Genomic DNA, 19,483 nt, shown 5'->3' with positions numbered 1-19,483 from the left:
GGGATAATTGTTGTGACCAAAGAGTATATATCTAAGTTAACAGATGACTTAAAAAATATCATTATATACAAAAATATAATGAAAGATGCCACAGTAGACAAAGCCATAAAAATTTTGAATTTACTTGTCAGTGAAAAAGTGGATGAAGGCAAAGTCTACGAGCTGTACAGAGATTTATTTTCAGATTTGTCAAATTACGCTGTAGCGAATAATGTGTATTCTGAGATCTGGAAATCGAAGATAGATGAATTGGTAAAAATCGATGAAAATATATTTAGCATGTTATCTGAAAAATTTGGACAAGATTACATTGATGAAACATTGAAGATGGCTGCAAAAATGGAGCTTGAATACTTAAAAAACCTTTCGGAAGTGGATTTTGCGGATTGTCTTAGAGAGTGTTTGATATTTAATGCAATTTCATGGGAACGTCTTTTAGCATCATATGAAAGAGATAGACAATATTTGATAGACTTGAATAATGCTGATGATGTGGCAAAATACTATAGAGAAAATGGTTGTGGCATATACGGAGCCTACAGGGCATTTAGATGGCTTGATGGGGAAATTGTCGGTGTAGAAAATCCTGATCCTATTGAATTTGAAGATCTGGTAGGATATGAAGATGAGCACAGAATTGTCATAGATAACACAGAAAGGTTTTTGAGAGGTTTACCGGCCTCAAACATTTTGCTTTATGGAGATAGAGGAACTGGCAAATCTTCAACTGTAAAGGCTGTATTGAATATGTACTATAAAAGAGGTCTTAGGCTTATTGAGGTAAGTCGCCAAGATCTTTTGGATCTGAATAAAATTATAAGTTTCATAAGCAAAAGAGGACTTAAGTTTATCTTGTTTTTGGACGATTTATCGTTTGAAGAAAATGAGACTGAATATAAAATTCTAAAATCAACACTTGAAGGTGGTATAGAGAAACTTCCTACCAATGTTTTAATATATGCCACTTCAAATAGAAGGCACATGATAAAAGAGTATTTAACTGACAATGCACAAAGTGAAATTCACTCATTAGATACAAAACAAGAAAAACTTTCATTGGCAGATAGGTTTGGAATAACTGTTACTTTTACATCGCCTGGCAAAGAAGAATATTTAAAAATAGTCGAATCTTTAGCACAAAAGTACCATATTGATTTAGACAGAGATACATTGATAAGAGAATCGATGAGATGGAGCTCTTGGCATAATGGCATGTCACCAAGAACCGCCAGACAATTTATCGATCATTTAAGAACTTGCTGATGGGATTTCAAAATCCCTTTATTTTTTATTTTTCGTAAAAAAATTTTTCGACATAATTCGCTCTTATTCAATAAAAACAAACTCAGTTTTATGATTACAAAATCGTGTAATCGGCTATTTGAATGGTGTTAAATGTTTACACATGGAATATTATATCATTTTCTGTCGATAAAAAATATTCTAAAAAAAAGAAGGATTTTTGAGGGATAAATAGAATATTATAATAGAATTTTTACTTTAATAGTAAATTTTTGATAAAAATTCAAAGCTTAGAACGAATTAAGGGGGTAAAATTATGTATTACAAAAGAGTAAGCGAGTACGTATCGACAATAAACTATGGTGACAAGACGATAGTGAGGAAATACGCTGTAGTAAAATCAGAGGTAAAAGTATTTAATGGCGGCGAAAATGTTGATCTGCCGTCGTACGGAATCGAAATTGTGGAGCAGATAACCGAGAAGGGTATAGTGAAAGAAGAGCTTGGTGATGTAGTAGTTCATGTAAGTCCATACAAAGACAAAGTGGAAGATATGGCAAAAAGATTTTGTATCGATGACTTGTCACCACTGCATTTATCAGACGTAATAGATGATCTTTACTACCAATACATATATATGATTACGATGAATACGCAAATGAGTGCAAAATTGCAATATGAGGGCTTAAAGCCTTCTTTTTTTATTGCAATTTTAAGTTTATAATAACATTAATAGAACGATAACGGAGATGATGTTTATGAAGATCGTATCAAATGGAGAAATGAGAGAAATAGAATCTATAGCCATAAACACCGTTGGATTGCCATCGGTATGCCTTATGGAAAATGCTGGTCGTGCTGTGGCGGAACATGCTGCAGAATACCTGTTTAGTTGCAAGAGAAAAAATATCGTGATTTTGTGTGGGAAAGGAAATAATGGTGGAGATGGCTTTGTTGCTGCAAGATATCTTTTCAACAAAGGCTTTGATGTGAAGGTTTTTGTAGTATCAAATATAGGATTGATTTCTGGTGATGCAAAGAAGAACCTCGACATAATAATCAATATGGGGATTTACGTGGCGGAAATCCTTCAGAAAGAGCAACTAAAATTTTTTGAAAAAAACATCAAAGAATCTGATTTGGTCATAGATGCGCTGTATGGAACAGGCCTTGACAGAGAAGTGTCAGGCATAAGCAAGGATGCTATTGACATTGTGAATGGATCTGGCAAATACGTCATATCTGTCGATATACCATCGGGAATAAATGGTGATAATGGGAAGGTAGAAGGGTGTGCAGTAAAAGCAAATGTTACTGTAACCATGCAGTTTATGAAAAAGGGAATTGCTGTATATCCAGGTGTTGATTACGCTGGAAAAGTCATTGTGGCAGACATAGGCATACCACGCAATTTAGTTGACAATATTCAGTGCAGGTACAATATGATTTCACAGGACGATGTTGTACTGCCGAAAAGAGCCAGAAATACCCATAAAGGAGATTATGGCAAACTCTTGGTTGTAGCTGGTTCAAAAAATATGACTGGTGCAGCAGCTTTGTGTGCTATGAGTGCAATAAAGACAGGATGTGGCATAGTAAAATTAGCTGTTCCAAAGGCTATACAAGGAATTATGCAAAGCAGTTTGAGGGAAATCATAACGTATGGGTTGGATGACAAAGATGGGGCATTTTATTTAGGTTCAGTTGATGAAGTATTAAAGTTGGCGAATACTGTTGATGCTGTAGCAATAGGTCCTGGGCTTACAAATAGCTGCGATGTAAGAGAGTTTGTCAAGGAAGTCATATTAAGGCTTGAAAAACCGTTAGTTCTTGATGCTGATGCATTGAATGCTATATCTGATTCAGTGGATATGATAATCGGGAAAGATGTCATTTTAACACCACATATTGGTGAAATGTCGCGATTATCAGGAGGTTCTGCTAATGAAATAAATGATAATATATACGAAACTGTTGAAAAGTTCATTTCAAAGTATAAAGCTACACTTGTTCTCAAGGGTTCAAGAACAGTAATAGGAAACGATACTGAAGGCATATATATTAATTGTACAGGGAATCCGGGTATGGCTACGGCAGGCTCAGGAGATGTTTTGACAGGCATGATATCGTCATTTTTGGTTCAGGGATTAAAGGAGGTAAAAGCGGCCATTTACGGAGTTTACTATCATGGAAAAGCAGGCGATATGGCATCAGAAAGGTATGGAGAATACGGACTTACTGCGACAAACATACTTGAATATATTCCCTATGTAATGAAAATGTGAAGAGGTGATGTGATTGAGGAGACTTTTGCTTGCGTTATTGCTTATATTGACTATTTTTTTGCCAGGATGCATAAAAAAGTCTCGCTTAGATGTGCCTTCAAATGTAAAAAAAGCGATTCAAAATTTAAAAACATATGCTTCAGATGTGGAGATTCAGCTTAATAATAATAAAAATACAAAGAGATACACTATGAAGCAGTTTTATAAAGATGGAAAGTACCGCATGGAAATATACGATGAGTCTAATAAACCTGATAAAGTTATCGTGTACGATGGTAATAGGAGTTACGTGTATTTTTCGAAAATAAATCAGACATTTATAGAGGATGATAGCGAAAATATACCTGCATACTCCCTTTTTACATCATTTATAGACAATTTTAAAAAAGCCGGAGAGATAAAAGAAAGCGGTGATGGTGAATTTTACCGAATCGATGTTCCGATCTTAAATGGAAATACTTTTATGTACAATGAATCAGTTGAATTTTCAAAAAAAGATTACAAACCGGTATCTATGAAGATTTACGACATAAATGGGAAGGTTTTTGCTGAGATAAAGTATAGAAATTTCGTGTATAATCCAGATTTAGATGATGGTCTTTTCGCTGAGAAAGATATTTCTACATTTAGCAGATACTTGAATACTGATATTAATATGACTGTAGACATAAAAGATGTTTATAGATACTCAGGAATAAATCCAGTATTTCCCCAATACATGCCTAAAGGTTATGCCCTTGAAAATATAACCATAGATATGTCAAATAATAATTCAATTAATTTAACATATTTAAACGGTAATGATATAATAAAAATTGTTGAAAGTGTTAATGATTTTGATGGAAAAGGCTTTGATAAAGAGCGCATTGGAAATATTACTTATTATAAAAAAGGGAATAGATATATTTTAGATAGAAGTGGTCTTATTGTTGATTTGATGATTAATGAAAAAATCAGTTCTGATGAAGCATTGATGATTTTAAATTCTTTAATATGATTTGGAGGTAATTATGTTTAATTTGTATAGACCAACATGGGCGGAAGTTAATTTGGATAATATAATTCACAATTACAAGGAGATAAGAAAGATCACTGATAAAAATGCCGGTATAATGGCTGTAGTCAAGGCAAATGCGTATGGGCACGGTTCGTATGAAGTGTCAAAGGAATTGATAAATTGCGGCGTGGATTATCTGGCTGTTGCGACAATTGATGAGGCTTTGGAATTAAGAGAGCAAGGCATATCAAAGCCAATACTCGTTTTAGGATATACTCCTGCAAAATTTGCTGATGTGTTCATAAAGTACGATATTACGCAGACAGCATTTGAGCTAAGTTATGTAAAAGAAGTAGCAAAGGTAGCCCAAAAACTTGGCAAGGATGCTAAGATTCATGTTAAGATAGACACGGGAATGGGACGCATTGGCTACAATGACATGAATAAAGCTTATGAAGAAATTTTATCCATGTCATCTCTTTCTGGAATCAACATTGAAGGCATATTTAGCCATTTTTCGTCCTCAGACGAAAAAGACAAGGAGTACACGGTAAGGCAGCTTAAGATTTTTTTAAGCCTTATAGAAAGGCTTAAAAAGTCTGGTATATACATTCCTATTAGGCATATAGCAAACAGTGCTGCAATATTAGACATGCCTGAGACACACCTTGACATGGTAAGACCGGGGATTATACTTTACGGCAGTTTTCCTTCAGATGAAGTCAATAAGAAAATCGATTTAAGGCCAACCATATCTTTAAGGTCGAAAGTCGTTTATGTTAAAGATGTAGAGAAAGGAGAATATATAAGCTACAACAGGACATATAGGACAAACAGGAAAAGTCGCATAGCCACTTTGCCTATAGGATATGCAGATGGATTAAACAGGCTTTTATCAAATAATCACAATGTCATAATAAATGGCAAATACGCTCCTATAGTTGGCAAAATATGCATGGATCAATGCATGATTGATGTGACGCCGATTGAAGATGTTAAAGAAGGTGATACAGCCACTATTATGGGAGAAGCAGATGGCAAATTCATAAGTGCTGATGAAATTGCAAAGAAATTAAAAACTATTTCTTATGAAGTATATTGTGGAATATCCAGACGGGTACCAAGAATATATATATTTAATGGAGAGATAACAAAAGTAGAAAATTATTTAAAATGTTAAATATTATGTATAAAAATAATAAAGATTGACATTAATATATATAGCAGTATATAATAAATTATATAAGTGTGTTAGGAGGTCATAATTGTGGGCGAGACAAAAAGAATACTCGTCAGTTTGCCGGAAAGCTTACTGGAAGAAGTTGATGTACTTGCAGCTATGGAAAATAGAAACCGCAGTGAATTTATAAGAGAAGCCATGAAATTGTACATTAAAGAGAGAAAGAAGATGAAAATAAGGGAGAGCATGAAAAAAGGGTACCTTGAGATGGCGGCTATAAATGCAGAACTTGCGGAATTGGGCCTAACCGCTGACAACGAATGCTTTAACGGATACGAAAAGAAATTGAAAAAGTGTGATTGATATGATTGTAAAGCGCGGAGATATTTTATATGCTGATTTAAGCCCTGTCATAGGCTCAGAACAGGGTGGTGTTAGGCCCGTACTCGTGATACAGAACGATATCGGCAATAAGTACAGCCCTACGGTTATTGTGTCAGCAATAACATCTCAGATAAACAAAGCTAAATTGCCGACACATGTTGAGATAAATGGGACAGAATATGGTCTTAATAAGGATTCAGTTATTCTATTAGAACAAATAAGGACTATAGACAAAAAGCGTCTAAGGGAAAAGATAGGTCATTTTGACCAAGAGATGATGGAAAAAGTAAATGAGGCATTGCAGATAAGCCTTGGGTTGATAGATTTTTAGGGACAGCTTAGAAAAATGTCCTTTTATTTTTATGGCGTTTTTCAAGATTTAAAGAGATTTTTGTTGAAATAGGCAAATTTTTTGTATAAAATAGAACTAAAGAGGGGGCTTAGCTTGTGAAGAAGATTTATGGATTGATATTGGTATTTGTTGTGATGTTAGCTGTAATTGGAATTGTGTACGCTGATTCGACTCAAGATCCCGGCAGTCAACAGGATCCGATAGTTACAAAAAGCTATGTAGATAGCAAGTACGATGATTTAAAGAATTACATAGATAGCAAAGTAGGTGCAGTAAGCAGCAGCAATTACGATATAGTCGAGTTAAAGCCGGGTGAAAGCATTACACTTTATCAAGGATCTGAGGCTATAGTCAGAACTGACAATACATCAACGATTGTCACAAGCACTGATGGCGTATCGGATTTGACAGGTGGGAAAGATTTAAAAAACAATGCATTGATACCAGCAAATCATCTGTTGCTTTTCCCACGGTCAGATGGCAGAGGAATAAAAGCGAAAGCTGATACTATAATCGTGGTAATGGGAAAATACACAAAAAATTAAAATGCGCTTTAAAGCGCTTTATTTTTTTTCTAAAATATGGTATTGCTCAAGGTTATATTAAAGTGATATAATTCAAGTGATATAATACTAAAATAATGAAGGAGAGATATTCTTTGAGTCTAAAAAAAATACTCGTATTTTTTGTAGTACTATCATTAGCAGTATCTGCAATTGTAGATGTATCCAGAATTGGCGTTGAAAATAAGTACAACACGGTGGAAACCGTGGCTGATCTTTATAACTTTGAAAATTTGGCTGAGAATACGGGAATGAGCATACAGGACGTGCTGACAACATTTAAAGAGAACGGCTTAAAAGGAGTGGCAGTGCCTGAAGTAACGCTAAACAGGCTTCAGGAAATCGGCAAAATAGCGCTTTACAAGATGTCGGATGTGGAAAATATTTATAACCTCAAGAATACTACTGGCAATTCTGCATTGACATCATACCTTAAAAGTTTAAATGACAGCCAAAAAAAGATCGAGAAGGATTATATCGTTGTAACTACAGACGATGTTTCAACTTATGATTTCTTGAAGTCATCTTTGACTAAAAGGATGCCTTCTGACAAGCTGACCATTTTAAAAAATGGAGATGACTATGCATTTATTTTAAACGAAGACATGAACACATTTGCTGACCAAGGCTTAGGTTTTGACAAAAATGATTTAGACATGGTAAAATCATTGGGTCTTGATATAATACCAAGGATTGAAAACTACAATGGTATAAAAGACAAAGACATACAAAACTACGTAGAGCTTTTAAAACATTATGACGTGAAGACAGTAGTGTTTGGCGGAAATGATGTATTGGGAAACCCTGATAAAATATCGTATGCGGCATCTTTATTTAAAAAGAACGGAATCGCCATCGGAATTATTGATACACCTATGGGCAAAAACTTGCAAGATGGAACAGAAAAATTCACGAAATTTGATGGTTATAATGGAGCTAAAGTTTACGGTCTTTCTGAAGCTGAGACAGCTAAGTACGATACAAGTGGAATAGTTGACAGATGGTACAGATCTATCATAGAGAGAGATGTGCGAATCATATACATTAGGGCAAAAGTAGATACGACTAAGTCTCAAAATTACAATTTGAAGCAGAACATATCAATGTTGAAAGAGATAAATGACCTTGCAAGTTATGCGGGACTTAATTTAGGCGTAGTAAAGCCTTTAAGTCCGGTTCATCAATCAAAGGTAATGGAATTGTTGATTTCTTTAGGCGTTGTTGCAGGCGGAATTCTTCTTTTGATGCTTTTTGGGCTTAAAGACAGGTATTCTTTAATACTTACGATTTTAGGCATTGTCATATCGGTACTTTTGATTTTAACAAAGTACAATGACCTTGGCGTTAAATCAGTAGCTTTATTGTCATCTATAATATATCCATCATTGGCTATAGGGTATTTTATCGATAGCAGCAAAAAAATTATCGAGAGTGGAGAAGATGGTCATTATGTGAGAGAATCACTTTACATTTTCTTTAAGACAGTTTTAATATCTTTAGCTGGTGGGCTGATAATTGCAGCGATTATGGCAGACAGCAAATACATGTTGAAGTTGGATTACTTTAGAGGCGTAAAACTGTCATTTACGGTACCGGTAATCGTATATATAGCGTATTATTGCTATAAAGTGTGGAATATAAATACATTTAAGAAATTGGCTGATGCTTCCATCAAGATACTAAATACAGAAATTAAGATATGGCATGTATTGGCTGTTTTGATAGCTGGTTTTGTAGGAATTGTGTATATTTCGAGAACAGGCAATTCACCAGTCATAAAGCCAACATCGATAGAACTTAAGTTTAGAAGCTTGCTTGAACATTACCTTGTAGCAAGGCCAAGGACGAAGGAATTTTTAGTGGGGTATCCTGCTTTAATATTAAGCATATATGCTGCTAAAAAGAAATCAAAATCAATGAATTTTATACTTGGAATACTGGCGTCTATCGGAATACTGTCTATGCCTAATACTATGAGTCACGTTGAAAGTGTGCTTAAAATTGCGTTGGAGCGTACTGTGATAAGCTGGGTGTTTGGGCTTGTAATAGGATTAGTTGCATTAAAAGTTGTTGATATTTTTATGAGATATATAAAGATGAAGAATGTTCGCAATTAATTTTACTTACTTTTATTAAGCCATGGAGGTAAAAATAATGAAAATTTTGATATCGGGGTATTATGGCTTTGAAAACACTGGCGATGATGCTGTCTTAGAATGCATCGTCGCCGGACTTAAAGAAAGGGGTGCAGATGACATCACGGTGCTTTCAAATGCACCTTATGTTACTTCATCTAAGTACGGTGTAAAATCTATAAATCGAAATTCATTTAAAGATGTTTTTAATGGGATAAAGGATTCTGATGTCATTATAAGCGGTGGTGGAAGCTTAATACAAGATATCACAAGCAGCAAAAGCTTATGGTACTATCTATCAATAATCTTTTTAGGTATTTTGCTGAGGAAAAAAGTGTATATTGTAGGACAAGGAATAGGGCCTATACAACACAGATACAATAAAATTTTGGCTAATTTTTTATTAAAAAGGGTAGACATGATTACAGTAAGAGACAAGGATTCGCTCTCTATTTTAAAAGAACTTAATATAGAGAAAAATGCTATTCTCGCTGCTGATCCTGTCGTTAACTTAAATGTCTGCAGCGATGAAAGAATAGAGAAAATATTGGAAGACGAGGGAATTGATAAGAATAGGTACATAGTTGTATGTACCAGAGAATGGGGAAACAATGAATTATCGCGAGTAGAGCTTGCTAAAGCGATTGATGATATATCAACAAAGTATAACTTAGAAGTTGTTTTTTTGCCTTTTTACTATAAAAAAGATGAATTAGAGAGTGAAAAGGTGGCTAACTACTTAAAATCTCCTTATAAGATTGTAAGAGGTAAGTACGAGCCTAAAGAGATATTGGGAATAATAAAAAAATGCAGTTTGCTTATTGGAGTAAGACTTCATTCACTGATATTTGCTTTGGTGGCATTAGTCCCATTTATAGGTATATCTTACGATCCAAAAATTGATGGGTTTTTGAATTCAGTCGATTCAAAGATTTTTAAGGTAGATAGGTTTTCTTCAGATGAAATAGTCAAATATGCTGAATATATCTTAAACAATAAAGATGAGTTTGTAGAGAATTTAAAAATTCATCTTGAAGCATTAAGAGAATTGTCTAAAAACAACTTCGTGTATTTAAAAAACAATAGTAACGGGGTGTAAAGATGGCTGGAAGGTTTGTGATTTTTGATGTGCCAATTGATAAAGTCAATATGAAACAAGCTGTTGATACTGTAGAAAAATTTTTATCTGAAGATAAACTTCACATGGTTGCCACTCCAAATGCTGAGATTGTGATGATGGCACAGAAAGATCCTGAGTATAAAGATATTTTAAATAAGACAGACTTAAATGTTCCTGATGGCAGTGGTGTTATTTTTGCATCAAAGATCTACAAGGAAGAGCTGCCTGAGCGAGTTGCGGGATTTGACTTGATGATGGAGCTTATCAAAGTTGCATCTGCAAAAAAGTATAAAATATATCTTTTAGGTGCTAAATCTGATGTGGTGAAAGGTGCATATCTTAATTTAAAAAGGCAATACAGCGGAATCGACATAGTTGGGTTTCACGATGGATATTTTAGTAAATACGATGAAGCTGAAATCATAAATGATATAAATGAGAAAAATACAGATTTATTATTTGTTGCATTAGGAGCACCAAAGCAAGAGAAATGGATATATGAGAATAGAAATAAATTAAAAGCAAAAGTGGCAATTGGCGTTGGTGGAAGTTTTGACGTAATAGCAGGGAAAGTTACTCGCGCGCCAGGGATTTACAGGAAGTTGGGATTAGAGTGGTTTTATCGCCTTTTGAAAGAACCGTGGAGATATAAGCGAATGATGGCATTGCCTAAATTCGCAGTTAAAGTGTTGCTTTCCAAAAAACCAAAGTAATGAATAAGAAAGGACACATTCTTATGAGCGAAAAGGTAAAAAAGATCGTAATGGATTTTATTTGGATCACAATAGGGACACTGTTGCTTACTTTATCACTTGACTTGTTCTTGATACCTAACCAAATTGCTCCTGGTGGTGTAAGCGGACTTGCCATCGTTTTAAATTATATTTTCAAGTGGCCTGTTGGAGCTGTCACGCTTCTTATAAATATCCCGCTATTTTTAATATCAATCAAAGTTTTGGGTTCGGTCTTTGGAGCTAAGACTCTGTACTCTACACTGCTTCTTGGCGTTTCAATTGATGCACTATCGTTTTTAAAGCCTATGACGCATAACCCGATGTTGGCGGCTGTTTATGGTGGGCTTATAATGGGCTTAGGTCTTGGAATTGTTATTAAGTACGGGGCTACGACAGGCGGTACTGACCTTGCGGCAATGACGCTTCACAAGTACATACCTTTTTTGACCGTTGGCAGGATTTTGCTCATAATAGATTTTATAATAATTGCATTGGCGGGAATCGAGTTTAGTCCAGAGCTTGCTCTATATGCACTGGCGACAGAATTTATTGCGATAAAGGTAATAGATGTCATTCAAGAAGGAACTGATTACGAAAGAATCGCTATAATTATTTCTGATAAGTACGATGAAATAAGCCATTCCATCCTGTACGACATGGATAGGGGTGTTACAGAGCTAAAAGGTGTTGGAGGATATTCTAAACAGGAAAAAAACGTTTTGCTGGTGGTTGTAAATAGAAGTGAAGTAACCACATTAAGAAATGTCGTCAAAAAAATAGACCCAAAAGCTTTTGTGATTTTGTCTACAGCTCATGAAGTTTTAGGTGAAGGATTTAGAAACATGTAAAAAGGGACATGGTTATTGCCATGCCCTTTTTATCTATCAAAGTATATGTTTTTCCCTGTAGCTGACAATGGTATGCCTACTACGATTTCACCATCTATAAGATTTAATCTTTTTGCGCTTATGCCGATCCTGTACATTATTCGATTATCTACATTTAGCATGCTGGCAGTCTTTACTGCAGATCCTATTGCAATGCCCAAATCAATAAGCCTCCAAGCGCACATAGGACCGTCAAATTCTGTTCCCTTTTTGAAATCTGGCAACTCATCACACTTGTTGTATCCGCAAGCTCCGCAGTTTAGACCAGCTTTTTTTGGTTTGTTAAGAGAAACAAGCAGTACAGCCGCGGATCTTTCGACATTTTTGCCGTCCCTATCAAAATTTTTCTTTCCAGATTCTACTCCGTATTTAACCATATCTTCATTAAGCCTTTTCAAGTCATCTCCGGTTATGACTTTTGTCTCTATAAAGTCCTGCCCAGACGCTTTCGGTGCTGTTCTTGCAGACAAAGCCATGAGTTCTGCTGCTAATTCGATAACATTCATTGAAATCCCTCCATTTATTTTTATCACAACAATATTATATTACTATTTTTCTATCATACAAAATCATGGCAGCAATGATAAAAGATAATAAAATTTTCACAAAGCATATAAAAAGCTCTTTTATAAGACAATATTAGTATCAAATAAAAGAAATCATACTTCGATGTATATACAGCATTATAGACAATAAACTATACAAGTGCTAAAATATTATTAAATTTACAAAAGGGGAAATACAAATGGATAAAGATATTTTAAATAAAATAGACAAGCTTAAGAAAGAGCGAAATGCAGTTATATTAAGTCACTTTTATCAAAGACCTGAGATTCAAGATATTGCTGATTTTATTGGAGATTCACTGGAATTATCCAGGAAAGCAGCAGAGACAGATGCAAATGTAGTCGTATTTTGCGGTGTTCACTTTATGGCTGAAACTGCCAGTATACTGTCACCTGATAAGATGGTGCTTCTTCCAAATATAGGTGCAGGCTGTCCTATGGCTGAAATGGCTGACTATGATGGACTTTTAAAGCTAAAAGAACAGCATCCAGACGCTTATGTGGTAAGCTATGTTAACACTACAGCAGAAGTAAAAGCGTTAAGCGACATATGCTGTACGTCTGCCAATGCTGTAAAAGTAGTAAATACAATACCGAAGGAGAAAGAAGTTATTTTTGTCCCAGACAAAAATTTGGGACGTTACGTGGAAAAGATGACAGGAAGAAATATGATAATTTGGCAAGGATACTGCAATACTCACAATAAGTTGTCAAGACTTGAAGTCGAATTGACAAAAGAAAGATATCCTGAAGCAGTGATTTTGGCTCATCCGGAATGCAGAGAAGATGTTTTAGATATTGCAGATGGAGTTTTCTCTACTTCTGGCATGATAAAATTTGTAAAAGAAAGCAATGCCCGTGAATTTATAATATGCACAGAAGATGGCATACTACATCAATTGCAGAAGAAATACCCTGATAAAAAATTTATACTTCCTTCTAATAAGCTGGTATGTCCCAACATGAAGAAGACGAAGATTGAAGATGTGTTAGAAAGCCTCGAAAATTTGCGGCCAGAAGTAAAAGTTCCTGATGATATTAGACGAAAAGCTATTATTCCAATTAAAAGGATGTTAGATGTAAAATGAGCTACAGTGTAAATTTTGATTCTAATGAAGTAGAAAGTTACATGAGTGATTATGTAATAGTTGGCAGTGGCATAGCTGGCCTTAATGCATCATATTTGGCAAAGAGCTATGGAGAAGTTTTTTTGTTGACAAAAGATAGACTTTTTCGTTCGAACTCGTCATTAGCACAAGGCGGTATAGCTTGTGTAATATCTCAAATAGATAGCTTTCAGTCTCACATAGAAGATACTATTTATGCTGGTGCAGGACTATGTGACAGAGAAGCTGTGGAAGTCTTAGTCAAAGAGGCGCCATCAAATATTAAGCGCCTTATTGATTTGGGTATTAACTTTGACAAAAAGGATGGCCAGCTTGAGCTTGGTAGGGAAGGGGCGCATTCTGCAAATAGGATAATACATGCGGGAGATTACACTGGTAAGGAAATAATAAATGGACTTATATCTGTTTTAGATGGTGTTAAAATTTTTGAAGATACTTTAGTTCTTGATTTGCTTGTGGAAGATAATATGGTGAAAGGTATTTTAGCAAAGAACCTGATTTTAAATCAAATTTTTATCGTATGGGCAAAAGTGGTGATACTGGCTACAGGTGGTGCCGGAAATCTTTTCTTAAACACGACAAATCCTGATACATCAACAGGTGATGGCATTTCACTTGCGGCACGACAAGGAGCAGTTTTGAAGGACATGGAATTCATGCAGTTTCATCCAACTGCATTACATGGCAAGGATGGGGAGAGATTTCTAATTACTGAAGCTATAAGAGGTGAAGGTGGCATACTTAGAAACGAAAAAGGTGTAAGATTTATGCCATTTTATCATAAGTTAAATGAACTTGCGCCACGGGATGTAGTATCAAGAGCAATTTTAAGCGAAATAAGCAAAAGCAAAATAGATTATGTATACTTAGATGTTTCCAATATTGATAAGAGTTTATTTAAGCAACGTTTTCCATCTATATTCGAAAAAATTGAAAAAATGGGTATTGACATTGAAAAAGATTATATACCTGTATCACCTGCTGCACATTATTACATGGGTGGAATCGCTACAGATCTAAACGGGGAAACTACTATAAAAGGGCTTTACGCTTGTGGAGAATGCGCTTGTACTGGCGTACAAGGAGCCAATAGGCTTGCCAGCAATTCATTATTGGAAGGTTTAGTTTTTTCTACGAGGGCTATTAGCGATTCCAAAAAATATTTAAACAATAAGATTGTTCCTTCTCATTTTCACAATAACGACAAAATTGATGTGGAAATAGATATAGATGGATTGAAGCACGAATTGCGCTATCTAATGGAGAAGAATGTTGGCATCATAAGGAGCGAAAACAGTTTAAAAACAATGCTTAATTGGCTAAAGCTTCATGAAAATATACTTTATATAAATGCAGATGATAGGGCGAAAAACGAACTTTTAAGTTTATACATTGTAAGCAAGTATATGACGATGTCTGCTCTTTTAAGAAAGGAAAGCCGAGGAAGTCATTTTAGAACTGATTACCCGGAAGAAAATGAAATGTACAGAAAACACATATTGATAAGAGGAGATGAAATTTATTTTGATGGACAGGATTATAGCACAAAAATTGATAGATAACTATATTTTAGAAGATTTAACATGGGGTGATATTACCACAGATTTGCTTATACCTAAAGGTGCAAAAGCTAAAGGATATTTATACGCAAAGGCTGATGGAATAATAGCTGGCATAGATGTTTTTTTGATGGTTTTTAATACATTTGATAAAGATATCCAGTATGTAAAGTATTTTAAAGATGGTGATGCTGTAAAAAAAGGAGATCTGATATTAGAAACTTATGGTGAACTGAATTCTTGCCTTAAGGCGGAACGAGTTGCACTAAACCTTATGCAGAGGATGTCAGGAATAGCCACATACGTCAGGGTGCTTAAGAACATGATAAGTGAGACTAAGGCTCAATTGACAGATACGCGGAAGACGATGCCTGGATTAAGGTATTTTGATAAATACGCAGTTTTGGTAGGCGGTGGTATTAACCATAGGTACAATCTATCCGATGGGGTTTTGATAAAAGATAATCATATAAAAGCGGCTGGAGGAATTAAAAACGCACTGACTATGATCAAAAACAGTGTTTCACATACCCAAAAGATAGAAATAGAAGTGGAGACGATACACGAGCTAAAAGAAGCATTGAAATATGGAGCAGATATTATAATGCTTGATAATATGACTATTGGCATGATGAAGGAAGCTGTTGAAATAACCAATGGAAAAGCAATATTAGAGGCATCTGGAAATATCAATGAAGACAATATATTGCAAGTGGCTAAAACAGGTGTTGATATTATATCAGTTGGCGCAATAACGCATTCGGTAAAAGCACTTGATATAAGTTATGATTTATAAGATGTGTTAAGTGGAACAATAACCATGAGGTGATATAATGCAAAAGTTTTGGGAAGGATACGACGACCTTACATTGACCTCATGGGTTTTAAGAGCTGTCACTGCGTACGTTTTACTTTTATTTCTTTTAAGAATCATGGGGCAGAGGACTCTCTCTAATATGAAGATGAGTGATTTTATCATATCTATAGCTTTTGGAAACATCATTGCTCATCAACTTTCTGACAGCAATTTAGGTTTGAGAGGTCCTGTGATTACAAGTGTAACATTTGTTATTTTATACATTCTGTTTAATTTTTTGACGATAAAATATGCTAAATTAAGGAAAATGGTTGATTTGGATGTCATACCGCTTATATATGAAGGCGAAATCATAAAGAGTGGGTTAAAAAAGGCTAAAATAGACTTAGATTTGCTGATGACAGAGCTTAGACTCCACAACGTTTTAAGCGTGAGAGATGTTCATGCGGCATATTTAGAAAGCAATGGGAAAATAAGCATAATAAAAAACGCAGATAGTCAAAGTGTGACATTGAAGGATTTGGACATAAGGAAAGCTCCTATACATGCTCCTATAGCTGTCATTGAAGATGGGATAGTGCTACACAAAAATTTAGAGATGATTGGAAAAGACGAGAAATGGCTTATGGAAAATTTGCACGCTTACAACATAACAGATTTTAAAGATGTTTTTCTTGCAGTTTATGAGACAAACGACATACTATACGTTACCAAAAAATAAGGAGCCTATGCTCCTTATTTTCATAGCTTCTCAAACTGATCCTTTCCTACCCCACAATCAGGGCATACCCAATCATCTGGCAAATCTTCAAACTTAGTTCCTGGTGGTATATTTTGCGTTGGGTCGCCAACTTCTGGATCATATATGTACCCGCAAACTGTGCATTCCCATTTTTCCATGTTTCTCAACCCTTTCTTTTTTTTATCTATAGCTATATTATATCAGTTGGGAATGGCCAAAATCAATATTGAAAATGATTTTATTCCATATTTTGTACAAGTGCATTGCAGATGGTATAAAATGGATTCAATTTGGCATATAATTTAATAAAAAGACGAAAGGTTGTTCAATGATGAGAAAAATAGCTGTGTTAGTTATTTTGTTATCTATAATTCTTGCGTCATGTGGGAAAGCAAAACCTGTTGAAAATAGCGTTAAAACATCCAACACAGTAAAGAGCAAAGCAGTTAATAAGATGGAAGTAGATTACAAAAAATTATACGACGGACTTCCTTATGTCAATCTTCCTCAGTACAATTTTACTTACTCAAATGCAAATGACAATGCTTATAAAAAAATTGTATTTGCAAATTACGACAAGCTTCTCATATACGATGGAAAAGCTTTGGTGCTATTTAGAAATAAAAAGTTTTACAAGGTAATAGATGCAGAAAAAATCAATTTAAAGTATTTCCAAGGCAATAAATCGACAAAATTTATATTTAGCCCTTATGGAAATTTTGCGGTAGGAGGTAATAGCTTGTCGGATGATGAAATGTATTTGATAAACGTCAATACAGGAAAATTATACCAGATATATTCTGGAGATATTGATAAAGTAAATGTCAATTGGTCGCCTCTAGAAAAATACTTAGTTTTGTTAGATGATGATAAACCATCAAAAGCGTATATTGTAGATTTAGACAATTTTAAAATATATGACAAAGACCTTCCATTTGATGTTAATAATGTATGCATTGATGATATGGGAAAGGTGTTTTATGATGGCAATGGAATATTTAAAGATGACAGCAAAATATCGTCTGGCAATTTGATATGCATAGATTATGACAATTTGTTCACTTACGACGATAGGACATTTACTTTAAGAGATGTGCTAACGGGTAAAAGCTTAAATAATTATGACGTTGGATTTAAAATAGGAAGTGCAATGTATAAAGATGGTAACATACTTTTAAAAGATGCAGAGGAGAATAATAGCATCATATACAATATCATTGAGAAAAAGTTTTACAAGATTAATGGAAATGTAATAAACATATCAAAAGACATCTTTGGGAAAAAGTCCTATTATTTTGTAAAAAGGAATGACACAGGTGATATTTTTATTGTCGATGAAGAAAGTGGAAAATCAAAAAAGACACTGTATGCTTTTTCGCCGATAGTAGATATAAATACATACTTAGGTTTTTCTATTGGAAATGAAATAGATCCATCAATAGTTAAAATTGGTGTTAATGATAATAATCTAAGTTACACTGTTGATTTAATAAACTAAATATTTTTAATGCGGAGCAATTGCCTCCGTTTTTTGATTTTTTTGGTGAATTTCATAATCATGCGAGTATGTAGTATAATTTATAATAGATAATATGGTAATTTTTAACGAAAGGGTGTTTGCTATGCCAAAAGAGATAAAGTTAGGATTTGTGGGCTTGGGATACATTGGGACTATTCATGCTACCGCATGTTTTGCGATGCCTTTGATTTTTAAAGACCTACCATTTAAAATCAGATTTGGTTCAGTATGTAAAAATGACATAAACGATATACCATACTTTTTTGAAGGCGGTGTAAGAACCGTTGACGAATTGTTGGAAGATAAGAACTTAAATGCTATTGATATATGTACTCCCAATTTCTTACATAAAGTACAAGCCATCGAAGCAATGAAAAGAAATTTGAATGTGTACCTTGAGAAACCCATTGGATTAAATGGGGAAGAAGCGTTAGAGCTGGCAAGAATGGCAAATGATAAAAATATAATAAATCAAGCGGCTTTGATGTACAGATTTATGCCTGCGATAAACCAAGCGAGGGATATGATTAAAAATGGTGAAATAGGAGCTGTGCTTAATTTTAAAGCTTTAATGTTGCACTCCGGATATTTGAATCCAAAAAGACCTATGTCGTGGAAAATGCGCTTTGACACATCTGGTGGCGGTTCGATAATAGATCTGGGTATACATCTTATTGATGCTGTTCGATTTATGTTAGGAGAAGTAAGTGAAGTTCAAGCAAACTCAAAGACGTATTTTAAACAAAGGCCTGTATCAAGGATTGCAGATGAATACGAAGAAGTAGATGTAGATGATTGGACAGAAGCGCGAATAACCATGAAAAGTGGTGCTTGGGGTACTGTTGAGACATCGAGGATATCTGCAGAGATTGAGGAAGAAACACAATTTTTAATATACGGTACAAAAGGCTCAATAAAAATATCCACAAAGGAGCCCAGATACGCTCATCTATATATAAAAAATGAAAATCAATATACGATTGGCACTTATAAAAACAAAAGCATATTTTCAAAATACTTAGAAACTATATATCCAGATCCTAAGTATTCATTGGGATCTATGGTAGACATGCATTTAGCAAGTCTTATGAATTTTTTCTTAAACATTGTAGATGGGAAAATAGTACATAAAGAAACACCCACTTTTGATGAAGCTTATAAAAGCCAGTTGGTGATAGATAAAATAATAGAATCTGCGAAAAATGATGGTTCTTTGATAAAACTTTAAGTCGTAAAAAGGAGAATAAACGAGAAAATTGCGGTAATTTCTGCAT

At 34.5% G+C, this 19,483-nt stretch carries 20 protein-coding genes; 18 read left to right on the top strand and 2 right to left on the bottom strand.

Features of this window, described 5'->3' with window-relative positions; translation table 11 throughout:
* Positions 1–12 precede the first annotated feature (12 nt).
* The 12 genes from GSH73_RS10645 to GSH73_RS10590 all read left to right on the top strand — a co-directional run bounded on the left by GSH73_RS10645 (position 13) and on the right by GSH73_RS10590 (position 11,840).
* Entirely contained in the window at positions 13–1,263 is a 1,251-nt protein-coding gene (locus tag GSH73_RS10645) for an ATP-binding protein (protein WP_014758033.1), read from the top strand.
* Positions 1,264–1,558: 295 nt separating this feature from the next.
* A complete protein-coding gene (locus GSH73_RS10640; protein WP_014758034.1) occupies positions 1,559–1,966 on the top strand; it encodes a DUF6514 family protein in 408 nt (135 codons plus the stop codon).
* A gap of 34 nt (positions 1,967–2,000) precedes the next feature.
* A complete protein-coding gene (locus GSH73_RS10635) occupies positions 2,001–3,527 on the top strand; it encodes an NAD(P)H-hydrate dehydratase (RefSeq protein ID WP_014758035.1) in 1,527 nt (508 codons plus the stop codon).
* A gap of 13 nt (positions 3,528–3,540) precedes the next feature.
* A complete protein-coding gene (locus tag GSH73_RS10630) occupies positions 3,541–4,524 on the top strand; it encodes a LolA family protein (RefSeq protein WP_038070095.1) in 984 nt (327 codons plus the stop codon).
* A gap of 13 nt (positions 4,525–4,537) precedes the next feature.
* Positions 4,538–5,704: an alanine racemase gene (gene alr / locus GSH73_RS10625; protein ID WP_014758037.1), complete on the top strand. Its 1,167-nt coding sequence runs from the start codon at positions 4,538–4,540 to the stop codon at positions 5,702–5,704.
* Positions 5,705–5,791: 87 nt separating this feature from the next.
* Entirely contained in the window at positions 5,792–6,067 is a 276-nt protein-coding gene (locus GSH73_RS10620; protein WP_013297076.1) for a CopG family ribbon-helix-helix protein, read from the top strand.
* A gap of 1 nt (position 6,068) precedes the next feature.
* Positions 6,069–6,419, top strand: coding sequence for a type II toxin-antitoxin system PemK/MazF family toxin (locus GSH73_RS10615; RefSeq protein ID WP_014758038.1), 351 nt, complete (start codon positions 6,069–6,071; stop codon positions 6,417–6,419).
* Positions 6,420–6,535: 116 nt separating this feature from the next.
* Complete coding sequence (locus tag GSH73_RS10610) at positions 6,536–6,985, top strand: hypothetical protein (protein ID WP_014758039.1); 450 nt, start codon at positions 6,536–6,538, stop codon at positions 6,983–6,985.
* Between the two features lie 113 nt (positions 6,986–7,098).
* A complete protein-coding gene (locus GSH73_RS10605) occupies positions 7,099–9,120 on the top strand; it encodes a DUF5693 family protein (protein WP_014758040.1) in 2,022 nt (673 codons plus the stop codon).
* Between the two features lie 37 nt (positions 9,121–9,157).
* Positions 9,158–10,237, top strand: a complete 1,080-nt coding sequence (gene csaB / locus GSH73_RS10600) for a polysaccharide pyruvyl transferase CsaB (RefSeq protein ID WP_014758041.1) — start codon at positions 9,158–9,160, stop codon at positions 10,235–10,237.
* A gap of 2 nt (positions 10,238–10,239) precedes the next feature.
* Positions 10,240–10,971: a WecB/TagA/CpsF family glycosyltransferase gene (locus GSH73_RS10595; RefSeq protein ID WP_038070092.1), complete on the top strand. Its 732-nt coding sequence runs from the start codon at positions 10,240–10,242 to the stop codon at positions 10,969–10,971.
* 23 nt (positions 10,972–10,994) lie between these two features.
* Entirely contained in the window at positions 10,995–11,840 is an 846-nt protein-coding gene (locus GSH73_RS10590; protein ID WP_014758043.1) for a YitT family protein, read from the top strand.
* Between the two features lie 29 nt (positions 11,841–11,869).
* Here the strand turns inward: GSH73_RS10590 and GSH73_RS10585 are convergent, their stop codons facing one another.
* On the bottom strand, positions 11,870–12,385 hold the full coding sequence (locus GSH73_RS10585; protein WP_014758044.1) for a ferredoxin domain-containing protein: 516 nt from the start codon (positions 12,383–12,385) through the stop codon (positions 11,870–11,872).
* Between the two features lie 239 nt (positions 12,386–12,624).
* Between GSH73_RS10585 and nadA the strand changes: the two genes are divergently transcribed.
* Genes nadA through GSH73_RS10565 form a run of 4 tightly spaced genes read left to right on the top strand, consistent with a single transcriptional unit; the run spans position 12,625 to position 16,669 of the window.
* Complete coding sequence (nadA, locus tag GSH73_RS10580) at positions 12,625–13,533, top strand: quinolinate synthase NadA (protein ID WP_014758045.1); 909 nt, start codon at positions 12,625–12,627, stop codon at positions 13,531–13,533.
* On the top strand, positions 13,530–15,134 hold the full coding sequence (nadB, locus tag GSH73_RS10575; protein ID WP_014758046.1) for an L-aspartate oxidase: 1,605 nt from the start codon (positions 13,530–13,532) through the stop codon (positions 15,132–15,134). Before nadA ends, nadB begins: the two co-directional genes overlap by 4 nt.
* Positions 15,100–15,927 (top strand): carboxylating nicotinate-nucleotide diphosphorylase, encoded by an 828-nt coding sequence (gene nadC, locus GSH73_RS10570; protein WP_333511160.1) that lies wholly within the window; start codon positions 15,100–15,102, stop codon positions 15,925–15,927. Before nadB ends, nadC begins: the two co-directional genes overlap by 35 nt.
* A gap of 37 nt (positions 15,928–15,964) precedes the next feature.
* Complete coding sequence (locus GSH73_RS10565) at positions 15,965–16,669, top strand: YetF domain-containing protein (protein ID WP_014758048.1); 705 nt, start codon at positions 15,965–15,967, stop codon at positions 16,667–16,669.
* 20 nt (positions 16,670–16,689) lie between these two features.
* Here GSH73_RS10565 and rd read toward each other — a convergent pair whose 3' ends face one another.
* Positions 16,690–16,848, bottom strand: coding sequence for a rubredoxin (rd, locus tag GSH73_RS10560; protein ID WP_013787237.1), 159 nt, complete (start codon positions 16,846–16,848; stop codon positions 16,690–16,692).
* Positions 16,849–17,018: 170 nt separating this feature from the next.
* On the opposite strand from rd, the gene GSH73_RS10555 reads away from it, so the two are divergent.
* Positions 17,019–18,188 (top strand): hypothetical protein, encoded by a 1,170-nt coding sequence (locus tag GSH73_RS10555; protein ID WP_014758049.1) that lies wholly within the window; start codon positions 17,019–17,021, stop codon positions 18,186–18,188.
* A gap of 124 nt (positions 18,189–18,312) precedes the next feature.
* A complete protein-coding gene (locus GSH73_RS10550; RefSeq protein WP_014758050.1) occupies positions 18,313–19,437 on the top strand; it encodes a Gfo/Idh/MocA family protein in 1,125 nt (374 codons plus the stop codon).
* Positions 19,438–19,483: the final 46 nt, after the last annotated feature.

This window comes from Thermoanaerobacterium aotearoense (genome assembly GCF_009905255.1).
Lineage (GTDB): Bacteria > Bacillota > Thermoanaerobacteria > Thermoanaerobacterales > Thermoanaerobacteraceae > Thermoanaerobacterium > Thermoanaerobacterium aotearoense.
Note: the sequence above shows the minus strand (reverse complement) of the source record. Positions and strands in the feature narration are given on the sequence as shown.

Excerpts from the sequence above, each read along its gene's own strand:
- GSH73_RS10640 (WP_014758034.1), top strand. The coding sequence starts at position 1,559 with ATGTATTACAAAAGAGTAAGCGAGTACGTATCGACAATAAACTATGGT.
- GSH73_RS10635 (WP_014758035.1), top strand. The coding sequence starts at position 2,001 with ATGAAGATCGTATCAAATGGAGAAATGAGAGAAATAGAATCTATAGCC.
- alr (WP_014758037.1), top strand. The coding sequence starts at position 4,538 with ATGTTTAATTTGTATAGACCAACATGGGCGGAAGTTAATTTGGATAAT.
- GSH73_RS10615 (WP_014758038.1), top strand. The coding sequence starts at position 6,069 with ATGATTGTAAAGCGCGGAGATATTTTATATGCTGATTTAAGCCCTGTC.
- csaB (WP_014758041.1), top strand. The coding sequence starts at position 9,158 with ATGAAAATTTTGATATCGGGGTATTATGGCTTTGAAAACACTGGCGAT.
- GSH73_RS10595 (WP_038070092.1), top strand. The coding sequence starts at position 10,240 with ATGGCTGGAAGGTTTGTGATTTTTGATGTGCCAATTGATAAAGTCAAT.
- GSH73_RS10590 (WP_014758043.1), top strand. The coding sequence starts at position 10,995 with ATGAGCGAAAAGGTAAAAAAGATCGTAATGGATTTTATTTGGATCACA.
- GSH73_RS10585 (WP_014758044.1), bottom strand. The coding sequence starts at position 12,385 with ATGAATGTTATCGAATTAGCAGCAGAACTCATGGCTTTGTCTGCAAGA.
- nadA (WP_014758045.1), top strand. The coding sequence starts at position 12,625 with ATGGATAAAGATATTTTAAATAAAATAGACAAGCTTAAGAAAGAGCGA.
- nadB (WP_014758046.1), top strand. The coding sequence starts at position 13,530 with ATGAGCTACAGTGTAAATTTTGATTCTAATGAAGTAGAAAGTTACATG.
- nadC (WP_333511160.1), top strand. The coding sequence starts at position 15,100 with ATGGACAGGATTATAGCACAAAAATTGATAGATAACTATATTTTAGAA.
- GSH73_RS10565 (WP_014758048.1), top strand. The coding sequence starts at position 15,965 with ATGCAAAAGTTTTGGGAAGGATACGACGACCTTACATTGACCTCATGG.
- rd (WP_013787237.1), bottom strand. The coding sequence starts at position 16,848 with ATGGAAAAATGGGAATGCACAGTTTGCGGGTACATATATGATCCAGAA.
- GSH73_RS10555 (WP_014758049.1), top strand. The coding sequence starts at position 17,019 with ATGATGAGAAAAATAGCTGTGTTAGTTATTTTGTTATCTATAATTCTT.
- GSH73_RS10550 (WP_014758050.1), top strand. The coding sequence starts at position 18,313 with ATGCCAAAAGAGATAAAGTTAGGATTTGTGGGCTTGGGATACATTGGG.